General features: G+C 45.1%; 7 protein-coding genes. 3 read left to right on the forward strand and 4 right to left on the reverse strand.

The window, feature by feature from the left end:
• Window positions 1-101 precede the first annotated feature (101 nt).
• The 3 genes from NFI81_RS13645 to NFI81_RS13655 are packed head-to-tail and all read left to right on the forward strand — an operon-like array spanning window position 102 to window position 1,005.
• The gene (locus tag NFI81_RS13645) at window positions 102-362 is read left to right on the forward strand and encodes a hypothetical protein (protein ID WP_234611895.1); all 261 of its coding nucleotides are present in this window, start codon (window positions 102-104) and stop codon (window positions 360-362) included.
• 3 nt (window positions 363-365) lie between these two features.
• Window positions 366-581, forward strand: a complete 216-nt coding sequence (locus tag NFI81_RS13650; protein WP_234611894.1) for a hypothetical protein — start codon at window positions 366-368, stop codon at window positions 579-581.
• A 19-nt stretch (window positions 582-600) separates the two neighbouring features.
• On the forward strand, window positions 601-1,005 hold the full coding sequence (locus NFI81_RS13655; protein ID WP_234611893.1) for an Hsp20/alpha crystallin family protein: 405 nt from the start codon (window positions 601-603) through the stop codon (window positions 1,003-1,005).
• 99 nt (window positions 1,006-1,104) lie between these two features.
• Here the strand turns inward: NFI81_RS13655 and NFI81_RS13660 are convergent, their stop codons facing one another.
• From NFI81_RS13660 to NFI81_RS13675, 4 genes are all read right to left on the reverse strand, one after another.
• Window positions 1,105-2,883, reverse strand: a complete 1,779-nt coding sequence (locus NFI81_RS13660; protein ID WP_234611892.1) for a RagB/SusD family nutrient uptake outer membrane protein — start codon at window positions 2,881-2,883, stop codon at window positions 1,105-1,107.
• A gap of 39 nt (window positions 2,884-2,922) precedes the next feature.
• Window positions 2,923-6,123: a SusC/RagA family TonB-linked outer membrane protein gene (locus NFI81_RS13665; protein WP_234611891.1), complete on the reverse strand. Its 3,201-nt coding sequence runs from the start codon at window positions 6,121-6,123 to the stop codon at window positions 2,923-2,925.
• A gap of 493 nt (window positions 6,124-6,616) precedes the next feature.
• Window positions 6,617-10,186 carry a CRTAC1 family protein gene (locus NFI81_RS13670; protein WP_234611890.1) on the reverse strand — a complete coding sequence of 1,190 codons (3,570 nt, stop codon included), beginning with the start codon at window positions 10,184-10,186 and terminating at the stop codon, window positions 6,617-6,619.
• A 93-nt stretch (window positions 10,187-10,279) separates the two neighbouring features.
• On the reverse strand, window positions 10,280-12,025 hold the full coding sequence (locus NFI81_RS13675; protein WP_234611889.1) for a RagB/SusD family nutrient uptake outer membrane protein: 1,746 nt from the start codon (window positions 12,023-12,025) through the stop codon (window positions 10,280-10,282).
• Window positions 12,026-12,033 lie beyond the last annotated feature (8 nt).

A 12,033-nucleotide genomic window follows, 5' to 3' on the forward strand; every position in this document is an offset into this window, starting at 1 on the left:
TTTTTTATTTTTTCAAAAATCTTTAAAGTAATTTTTTCAATCAGCCGTCTGTCATCATGTACACCGGATGTGTGCATTTCATTAACATAAATTCAAAAGCCATGTTTAGTCAAATTCTTAAAATTATCGTCGGCGGGATCCTGGGAGGGATCGTCCTTTTCCTGATCCCGTTCCTGCTCTTCAAAGCACTTTTCTTTTTCCTTTTTATCGGTCTGATCTTCCGGCTTTTTGCAGGAAGGCGCTACGGTTACCACAGATGGAGACATTATGATCCGTATTTCGGCGGACCGGATAACAGGCGTTTTTATGAAGGAAAAGAGGGATTGCGAGATCCATTTTATCAAAATCCAAAAAATATATAAGCCATGAAAAGAAGAACAAGAATGCTGCTGGGCATCAGTGTAGCGCTCATTACAGCAGCCAGTTTACATTTTACAGTTGGACACCGTTTCCACCACGGATGGGGCCGCCACGGATGGGGCCATTATGGTCATAGAGACTGCGGAAGTCATTCGCGGTGGAGTGACAGGGATTCAGAGAAAGATGCGGGTGTAACCGAGCAAAAAGACAATCAATTTTAACATTAAATCAAAAAACAAAATGTGCAATAATAGATTTGGACAACGTGGTTATGGCATGCGCCACGAATATTCAGGGAAACAATTTGGAGGCAGCCATACTTACCGCGTTCCGGTGAACATTGTGAAGAATGACACCACTTATGAGCTGATGGTTTTTGCCCCTGACCGAGCAAAGGACGATTTCAAAATCAGCATTAAAGGTCATGAACTGACCATTTCTTATGTATCCAACAACGACAAGGAAGATAACCGGAACTGGATCCGCCATGAATTCAGCAAGGCCTCGTTCGAGCGGTCGTTTGTGATTGACGAAACTGTGGATTCGGACAACATTGTAGCTGAGTACGCTAATGGGATCCTTCACCTGAACCTGCCGATTATTCCAGGCTCCGAAAAGCCTGCGCAGGAGATCAGGATCAGTTAATTAGCCATGATGTTAAATTGAAGAAAGCCTCTGCATGTATATGCAGAGGCTTTTCTGATTACCAACGCTTAACAAATATTGGTTACACTAACCAAAGATCTATTTATAGGCCGGATCCTGAACAAGTGTTGCAGTTCCTGCCTTATACGAACGGTCGATCGCTTCCTGCGGGATGGGGAAATATTCATTTTTACCCTTTGTAAAAACAGCTCCCTTCTTGTAAACCCGTTTTGCTGATTCCACTGTCACATATTTGTTCAATGTTTCAGCGGCTATGCCCCATCTTTGCAAGTCAAAAAACCGGTGGCCTTCCATGGCATATTCCAGACGGGACTCAAAACGAACCGCTTTGCGAGCAGTGGCGGCATCCGCCCAGGGCTGATCGTAGGTTTTGATCACATAATTAGCAGCCGGCTCGTTTGTAACGGTGTAGTCGTCACGTGATTTGCTTCCCTGAATTGCTTTTTTCACAAAACCGCCGGGGTTCGCAGCGCGGGTGCGGATTTGATTGACCAGTTTTCTGGCATTTTCGAGGTTCCCTAATTCTACTTCAACTTCTGCAAGCCAAAGCAATATCATTCCATAACGCATAATGCGATAGTTGTTGCTGGACAAATTACCCCAACCGTTGATCCCAAATCCGGCTTTTTCAGAAATGTGTTTTTTGGGTGAATAGGGCCCTGCATAAGTCTGGTCGCGGATGAAGTCGCTTCCGTGAATTTTGAAATCTTTGAACAAAATCCCTCTCCGGCCAACGGTTTGGTCCAGACGCGGATCCAGCGGCCCGGTGTAAGGCTCAAATGGATCGGTGTATTTCAAACCCTGATCGTTTTTCACATCCGTATCATTGAATGTATCCAATAATGGCAGGCCCGTTGCGCTGGTTTTGAATGCATTGACCAGATTTTGAGATGGCTGATAAAATCCGCAGCAACCCCAGGGATCTATGTAGGGGTGCGCCAAACCCACGCCCGCATCCGCCGCATCGCCGGAAGCACTTGATACTGAATATTGTATCTCAAAAATCGACTCCTTGTTATTTCGGGTTGCGATCAGGAAATTATCCTCGAACTTCGGTGCCAGCGAAAACTTGCCTGATGCAATGATCTGTTCGAAAATTGGCTTCGCTTTTGTTAAAACGGCTGTGTTAGGAGCGCCCGTAGTCACATTCCAGCCTTGATACATATAAGTTTTACCGAGAAACGCGAGCGCAGCCCATTTCGTGGGACGCCCTACTTGCGACTGCGTTTCGGGCAAGCCTTCGGAAGCAGCTTTGAAATCAGCTTCGATCATGGGCCAAACGTCCTTATCATTCGGAATTTTGGTACTTTCCAGTTCGTCCAGCTTATAGATCGTCTCATCAATATACGGAATCGTCTTCCACATTTTTTTGGCTTCAAAATGGAAAAGGCCGCGCAGAAACCGGGCTTCGGCAATGATCTGTTTCCTTCTTGCCTCAGCCACTTCCGGAACTTCCTCCAGCGTATTGATCACGTCATTTGTACGTGCTACGCCTTTGTAAAGCCCGCGCCATTTGTTTTTGATGTGATTATTGGTCGGCTGGAAGTCATATTTTTCAATGAAAGACTGTTCGGGCTGGTCACCTGCATCAGTCCCTTTGTAAGAATCATCCGAGGCCAATCCGCCGAACACCCAGCTTTGTATATCATTGTTCCACGAGTCTTGTCCGTCCAAGCCCTGGCCATCAATCATCGCATAGGCGCCAATAAGCAAACCTTCCACTCCGCTGGGCGTTTTCAGCGCGGTAGGGCTATATTGTCCTTGCGGATCTTTTGAAAGAAACGAATCCTTACAAGCCGTCACGATCCCGATCGCCAGGCCAATGGAAAGCAGATATTTTAATAATGTCGTCTTCATATATGTTCAGTATTTTAAATCTGTTTGAAAAAGCCGGTTTTAGAACGAGAAATTCAGCCCGACCAGGAATGTCCGGGAAACGGGCATAAAACCACCGTCAAAGCCGAGCGTGTTGTCTTGTCCCGGCTGGCTGTTGCTCTGAACTTCCGGATTCAAACCTGTATACTTTGTCACGGTAAGCATATTCTGGCCCTGAACGTAGATCTGCGCGTTGCTGAACCCGATTTTCGCCGATGCAACTTTTGGTAATGTGTAGGTCAGCTGAACATTTTTGAGACGGAAATATGTGCCCTTTTCAACGAGATAGCTTGAAGGGCGGCTGCTGATCTGGTCGTCCGCATCCATAATCGGCACAGTGCCTTCCTTATGGTCCGGCTGCCATGCGTCATAAAGCGCGCGCTTCGCACGATTGCCTTGGAAAGTGTTGAAATCGGTGAAATAACGCAGATAGTTGAATATTTCATTTCCAACAACACCATTACCAAAGACGGTGAGATCAAAAGCTTTATAACCCAAATTCAGGTTTATGCCATAAACAAAATCAGGGTGGGGGTTGCCGATTACGGTCCGGTCGTCATCTGTGATCTTTCCGTCACCATTGATATCGGCCATTTTGAATTTCCCTGCCTTGTTATATTTCTCGTAAGGAGCCCACGCTTTCGCCTCTTCGTCCGATTGGAAAATCCCTAACACTTTATAACCATAATAGGAAGACAGTGGCAGCCCGGCCTGTGTCAATGTTACGGCAGGAACGCGCGACCCGGCACCAAAATATTTGGTGTTGGCGCTTTCGTCCAGCTTATCCACCGTGTTTCTGTACATGGAATAGTTTGCCGACAAACCGTAACGGAAATCACCTTTCATCAATGTATTCCGATAGCTGATTCCGAGGTCAATTCCCTTATTCGTCATCGCTCCCACATTGAATGATGGCGCATTGGCGTCACCGGCTGTGAATGTGATTGGCGTCGAGAACAGCATATCAGCTGTTTTTCTGTTCCAGAAGTCAATCTCAAATGTTAATGCGTCGTTCAGGAATGTTGCGTCCAGACCTAAGTTGTTGGAAGTTGTTGTTTCCCATTTTGCATTGGGATTACCAAATGATGATGCATCATAACCAATGGTTGGCTGGCTTGGTGAACCGTCGATAGGATAACCTGCGTGGAAAATGTCCGCACGATAAGTTGTAAACGCATTGTAGTCCCCGATTTTTTGGTTACCTGTTTTACCCCATCCGTAGCGAATTTTCAAGTCATTGATAAACCCGAATTCCTTCATGAAATTTTCCTCAGACAACCGCCATCCAACGCTGAATGCAGGAAATAGTGCACTTCTGGAAGCTGCCTGGAAACGTGATGAAGCATCATTTCTCAAAATGAACTGCAACAGATATTTGTCGGCATACGCGTAGTTAACTTTTCCAAACTGCGAGTAAAGGCTGTAATCCCGGTTTACACCGCCATAATTGGTGGCTTTCGTTGCATCCCCAAGATTTAAGTAATTAATGATTGAAGGAATTTCAAATGCATATCCTGAACGGGCTGCACCAAATTCCTCTGCAAATTCACGGATGGCTTCCATACCAATGTAAGCATCCACTTTGTGATTTGTTCCAAAATTGCGCGAATAGCTCAATGTGTTGGTCCAAACCCATTGATAGGAATAATAATCCGTTGAGGTGGAACCATTGTTGAAGCTTCCTTCCACATATTCAGGGTTAGCACGACCGATATAGCGACCTCTCTGGCTTACACCGTCGATACCAAGACTTGTTTTAATGGTCAGGTTCGGAATAATGTCAAACTCACCATAAACGTTACCAAATGCCCTGAGGCGATATGTTGTGTTGTCTTTTTCACGGTAAAGCGTTGCATAGGGGTTGGAGTTATTCCCCAGGTTCGCTCCTCTTGATCCTGCAAAATTTCCAGCTATGTCGTAAATCGGAAGCAGCGGATGGTGTTTGTAACTTCCCGAAACCGCGTTCTGTTCCTGGTTGTTACCAAATCCTCCTTTTCTGTTATCAAATGAAACCGCCAGGTTCTCTCCTACCCGAAGCTTTTTGCCCAAAGCAGAAAATTCCGTGTTAGCACGAATGGTGTAACGGTCATAACCAATGAATTTCACAACCCCATCCTGACTGAAATAGCCAATTGACAGCGCGTAGCGACTGTTTTCCGTTCCGCCGGAGGCTGAGATCTGGTAATTTTGAATGGGCGCAGTGGTTGTCAGCTCGTTCCACCAATCGGTGTCGGCAGCTTTTGTAATGGCGTAAATGTTGCCCGGAATCAGGGAATATTTAGCCGGATCAACTTCCGCAGTGCCTTCTTTTCCTTTGCTCGGAAACACATAATCAGGAATAGTCACTTCTCCATTCGGGCCGAATGTATATTGCCCGTGTGAAGGCGTTTTTCCAGCATATTTATCTGCCAGATATAAATATTTTCCCAATTCCTCCGCATTCAGCGCTTCGGCATCTTTGTAGGTTTTTTGCGTTCCGTAATAAGCATTGAATGAGATAACCGGCTTGCCGATCTTGCCGCGTTTTGTTGTGATGATCACAACGCCGTTTGCCGCGCGGGAACCATAAATGGACGCCGATGAGGCATCTTTCAGGATTTGAATGGTTTCAATGTCGTTAGGATTGAGGTTACCCTGGTTTTCTGTGGGCACGCCATCAATAATAAATAACGGATCATTGTTACCAATTGTACCGAAGCCCCGTATACGCACCGTGGCATTACCGCCCGGCGTGGCGTCATTCACAATGTTGAGGCCGGACGCACGTCCTTGTAATTGCTGGGCAAATGTGGTAGCCGGCACAGATTGAAGGTCTTTTGCGTTAACCGTCGTTACAGAACCCGTAATGTCGCGCTTGGATTGCGAGCCGTAGCCGGTTACAATTACTTCTTCCAATGCACTCACATCGCTTAAAAGGGCGATATCGATAACGGATCTGTTACCGATTGCGACTTCTTTTGCAGTGTAGCCAATAAAAGAAATCACGATAGATTGCGCGCTGGACGGCACTTTGATGGAATACTTTCCGTCCGCATCCGTGGTAACACCAACACTCGTAGAACCCTTTAAGGTAACCGAAGCGCCGGGTAGGCTGGAACCCGATTGTTCGTCCATTACTTTCCCTGTAATGGTTAAATCTTGGGAAAATACATTTTGACAGAGGAGGAACAGAAGTGTACTTAAGATCAGCCTGCTTCCCAGGAGAAGGTAATTTTGTTTCATCGTATTTAGTTAGGTTAATATTAGTATGATGATCAAAACTATACTTTTTAATCATTAAATAATCTAACTAAATAACAATATATTAAATCGTGTATTTTATTGCATTATTCCGCTATACAATGGTCTGGATTTATTTAATTTTTCTAATAAAATGCTTACAATAAAATTCCGTTTTAATCGCATTTTAATCTCAAACGTATAAAGTGTCATATTTACAAGTATCACATTATGAGTGATTTATAGTGAAATTGCGGTTACAAATTTTCTGATTTATATGAATGTTTAATTGGCTTTTATAAAGAATACGGTCAAATTCCACATTTCAAATTTGTATAAAAATAGTTACATAATAAATAAGATTAGCAATAAATGTAAATTTGACAATTTCCTTACATATTAGAAAAGTTATATAGTTGGGTAAAATATAAAAGCCTGGATGAGTCGGTTTCATCCAGGCTTTAACAATGCGTTTGAGGCTTGTTAATCAGCTATTTTATTTCAATTTCCGTTGTGATCCTTTGGAATCGATGGCGATTGCCTGCTCGGCATAAGCTGGTAAAAACAACATGTGCGAAGATTGCGATAAAAACGAAGAACCATAACCCAGTTCCTCGCGCCTGGTTTTTCCGCCTTTAAGTTTCAACAATACAGTTGTCTCGGTTGGCATGAGTGGAAACTTTGCCGCCTCTTTCCGGATCTGATGGAAACGGACCGAATCCCGGTTCTGGGAAGTGGCCGTAATCCAGTTGTTACCGGAAGAAGCCAGCTTAACCAATCCTTTTGCATTACCCATTGAAGCATATCCGCTTTGCGCCAGCGTTGTAGGCTTGAATGCCCCCTTACCATTGCCTTTCAACACCAGGCCATAAAATGCATCATATCGCCCCACGGAAACTTCGGAGCCATAATCATTTCCTGTGAGTAACACGTCCAGGTTTCCATCCTGATCAAAATCATCGGCGATCATTCCAAAGATAGGCGCAACTTGTGCCTGGACTGGCAATTCGTGCACAGCAAACTTGCCATTGCCCAGGTTTTCTATATAGCTGCTTTTCATCCAGGTAGCGCTGACATGCAGCGCATCTTTCAACTCTTCGGGCTTCAAGATATCCGTCAGGCCAACTTGCGCGAACTTGTTATACTCCTGAAAACGCTGACGGACCTGGATAATTTGCTTGCCCATGTCGTCGCGGGTGTTGTAAGGGAACTCTTTGTATGTGTTGTCGTCCGCTTTGTAGAATACGGTCGGGATCGCGTCAAAATACCCATCATTGTTAAAATCTTTGGCGTACATGTTCACAGGCTGCTTTTCTGAAGCGCGCGCCAGTGAATTAATACCGAGGTTTCCGGCCATGTAGTCCATGTCACCATCATTGTCAAAATCACCCGCTGTCAGACTTCCCCACCAACCTTTTTTATCTTCAAGTCCAGATGGCGTTATTTTGAATTTGCCCTTATCATTTTTAAAAAAGGTCAGCGGCATCCACTCTCCTGCCACAAGCAAATCCACCCAGCCATCATTGTCATAATCGGTCCATAAGGCATCGCAGACAAGGCCGAGGTTAACCAGTTCCGGCACGATCGCCTTGGTTACATCTGAGAATTTAATGGTGCTGCTTTGCGTATCATTCCGGAGAATATGGCTGGAAACCGGCTTGGGATAGGCTCCCGATTCTACTCTACCGCCAATAAAAAGGTCCAGATCACCGTCTTTGTCATAATCCACTGCCTTTATGCAGGAACCGTTTACCAGAAATTGCGGCAATGCGGCTGTATCAAGACTGAATTTGCCTTTCCCATCATTTATATAAAACAATGTTTTGAGCCCCGGAGTGTCGGCGCGGATCTCGTAACTGCCGCTTACAATGCACAGATCGAGATCTTTATCATTATCAGCGTCAAAAAGCAGGACGCCCATATCTTCGGTTTCCTTCGTAATGCCTTCCACGCCTGGAAGGAGATCCGAAACCTGGAACTTTCCATTCGTTTGCTGCATAAGGAAACGGCCTTTGTAATGCATGGCGCCGCCTATAAAAATATCGTCCAGACCGTCTCCATTTACATCACCGGCGGCCATGGCGGGGCCGAATTGTGACATTTTGTGGGGAAGCAGTTTTTGTATATTGAAATCAATGATATCCGTTTCCTGGTGTCTGTAAGGAAGGTTAATGTTTGATGTAATGTCTGTAAACAGAGCAGTTACCGAAATGTCATTTTGATGCGATTCAATGGTGTTCTTCGCATCGGCTTCTTTGAAAGTAATTACCTGGTTGGCTTTCACATCTTTCATGATCTGTGATTTGCCGCCCGGCCAGGTCACTTTTACCTGATCTATTTTCCTGGTTTTTCCTGTTCCAAAATGAACGTAAGGTTCAATGGTCGACAGATAACCCCTATAAGGTGAATTTTCGGAAATCTGTCTCATCGTATCTGCGTAGGTGATCTCAGCAATGGCTCCTATGCCTGCCTTGTTGTAACGGCTTCCTTTGAACGCGATACGCAAATAGTTGCTTTCCTCCGGCTTGATCTGAATGCTGTTATTCCGGTAGACAAATGCAGAATCGTTGATGTTATTCACCACAAAATCCAGGTCTCCGTCATTGTCCAGGTCTGCATAGGCAGCGCCATTGGAGAAGCTTGTCGCTTCCAGCCCCCAATTCTCGGACACATCTTCGAAACCAAGGTTCCCTTTATTCTTGAACGCAAAATTGGCAATCTTGACGGCTGGAATGTAATCCAGCATCATCATAGGCTCCATAACACTCGACACTTCGTTCCGGTAAGCAATGAAGTCGAGGTCCGTAATGTCTTTGGGAAAACCGTTGGTCACAATCATGTCCCGCATGCCGTCATTGTCAAAATCCGTGACCATAGGTGTCCAGCTCCAATCGGTTTCGGCTATGCCGCTTAATAAACCAATTTCACTGAAAACGGGATTCTTGCTTTTGCCATCAACCGATCCCAGATTTAACTGTAATGTGTTTCTCGCGACCTGATATTGGTAACCGAAAAGCTCGTTGTTCTGGTAAGTAACGTAACTGTTCGATGGCGTCATCATCTTCTTTCTCCGGTTGGTTGCAGGCATCATATCTACCGCAATTACATCCACGAGACCATCATTATTGATATCGGCAACGTCATTACCCATTGCAGAATGGGAAGTGTGCTTGAATGAGGAAGGTGCTTTGTCGGTGAATGTGCCGTTACCATTGTTAATGTACAACAGGTCATTGGTCAGATAATCATTGGTAACATAAATGTCCTTATACCCGTCCTGATTAATGTCGGTCACATTCACGCCCAGGCCGTAACCTTCAATGAGAATTCCTGCTTCTTTTGAAACATTGGTAAAAACGGGGTGTTTTAATTTTTCATCCCAATCATTTCGATACAGCCGGTCCGTTCTTCTGGATGATCCGTCTACGATCTTTCTGTGGTATTTATTAGGAAAATTATTATCATCCATCTCATTAACGAGCAAAAACAGGTCCAGATCGCCATCATTGTCATAATCCAGAAAAGCGGCGTTGGTTGTGTGCGTAGTGTCTGCAACTCCGTATTCCTTACCCATTTCTTTAAAAACCGGAACTTTGTTTTCGTCCAGTCCCTGATTTACATAAAGCAGATTTTCACGCTCTTTCGCCACTTCGCGCACGGAAGCGCATACATAAATGTCCAGCAAATTATCCGCATTGATATCGATCAGCGCTACGCCGGTTGCCCACTTATCTTTGGCTTCCACACCCGCCTTCTGTGTGACGTCTTCGAATTTGAAATCACCTTTATTAAGATATAATTTATTGTCGACCGAGTTTCCGGTAAAGTAAACATCGGGCAGGCTGTCATTATTGAAGTCGCCCAGTGCTACGCCACCGCCATTATACACATACTCAAACGCCAGAATGTTCATTGTATCATTTTCCGCGATGCGATTTGAAAACTGAATCCCCGTTTCATCGCTGTCGAGCTGCGTGAATGTTTTCAGTTTTTTGTTGCAGGAAGTGAGCAGGGCTGCAACCAGCAATGCCGGCAATAGATACTTTAAGCGTAAAAGTGGATTCATTTTAAAACAACGAAAGTGGGGGATATCTCGAAATTAAGAAAAGGAGATGGTAAACTAATACCACCTCCTTTTTTTTAACAATTCTGAAAAAAATTAATAACCTGGGTTTTGTACAAGAACGTCTTTACCCAACAAGTCAACTTGCTCCTGAGGAACTGGAAGAAACTCATTTTTCTTCACTGTGAATTTCGTTCCACCCAAAGCTCCGCTTAGTTTTTTACCTTCATAAGTAAGGTAAGCATTGATTGCAGAGTCTGCAATTTCCCAGCGTACAAGGTCAAAAAAGCGATGACCTTCACCTGAAAGTTCAAGTTTTCTTTCGAAACGAACTGCGGTGCGGGCTGCATCCTTGCTTGCGAATGCGGTTTTGTAAGTGCTGATCACATAGTTGGCAGCAGCTGCGCCATTGGCACGTTTTACGAAACTTTCCGGATTCGCAGCACGTGTGCGGACAAGGTTTACATACTCTCTCGCTTTTTCCAAGGATCCTACTTCGATTTCAGCTTCTGCTGCCATTAAAAGCACGTCAGCATAGCGGATAATGTTCACGTTGATCGCTGTGTAACCAGGTGTCCATGAGCTGTTATCTTGCAATGAGCCAATGTCTGACTTGTAGTAAGCATATTTCTTAGGCGTATAAGGTCCTGCATTCGGTTGGTTACGAATCCAGTCGTTACCTGGGTGATCGATCCAGTCAAGGAATGGAAGACCGCGACGACCGATTGAGTGATCAAGACGTGGATCAACAGGACCTGCATCCGGCGTAAACGGATCAGAGGATTTAAGGCCCATATCCGTTTTCAATTCTTTGCCAGCTGCATTGTAAGAACCATCCAGCAAAGGAAGTCCTGCTGCATCCGTACGGAAAGAGTTACCCAGCTCAAAGCTTGGCTGGAAGAAACTACAGCAGTTACCCGGACCATTCGGACCCGTGTTATAAGGCCAGTTAAGGTCAAATTCAGGGTTTGCATTGTTTACGCTTCCCGTATTAGCCGCAGCTTGAATCGCAAAAACCGATTCGGAATTGTTATCATTTGAAGCTTTAAATGCATCCTGGAATTTAGGAACCAGACCGAATTTTTTACCATTTGTTGTTTTACCATTGGCAATGATCAGGTCGTAAAGGGCCTTTGCTTCGGTAAACTTCTTTTGGTACATATAGATCTTGGCCAGATAAGCAGCAGCAGCCCATTTGTTAGCCCGACCTGCCGCAGTTTGCGTTTCAGGGAGGCTTTCATAGGCATTTTTCATGTCTGCTTCAATCAAAGGCCAAAGCTCAACAGTGTTAGGAACTGCCTCAATGCCTGTGCCGTAGTCTTTTGTTTCGTCAACAAAAGGAACATTGTTAAAGCCGCGTTTCAGTTCGAAATAGTAATGTGCTCTCAAAAAGCGAGCCTCACCGCCGATTCTTTTCTTGTCGTCTTCTGTAACGTCTGCCTGCGCAACGCCGAGCAGCTTGATCACCAGGTTAGCGCGGGCTACACCTTCGTAGTTACCTTTCCATTTATCCAGGATCACACCTTGCGTGGTCTGATATTCAAAGCGCTGGATCGGGTTGATATCACTGAAATCCCCTGGATCCGTTCCTTTGTTGGCGTCGCCTCCGCGAATACTTCCCCACACCCAGTTACTGGCGCTCGCCATACGGTTTGCACGCCCGTTCAGCTGGCCGTACACGGATACGAGCACGCCTTCAATCCCTTTTTTGGTCGAAAGCTGCGCTTCATCGAGCTGGCCGGTTGCCGGAATATCGAGGAAAGTTTCTTTACAGGAGTAGCCGATCAGCATAATCACCAATAACAGCGCCAACCCTCCTTTTTTCGAAATTTGATTTTTCATTTTATTCA

Source organism: Dyadobacter fanqingshengii (genome assembly GCF_023822005.2).
Classification (GTDB): domain Bacteria; phylum Bacteroidota; class Bacteroidia; order Cytophagales; family Spirosomataceae; genus Dyadobacter; species Dyadobacter fanqingshengii.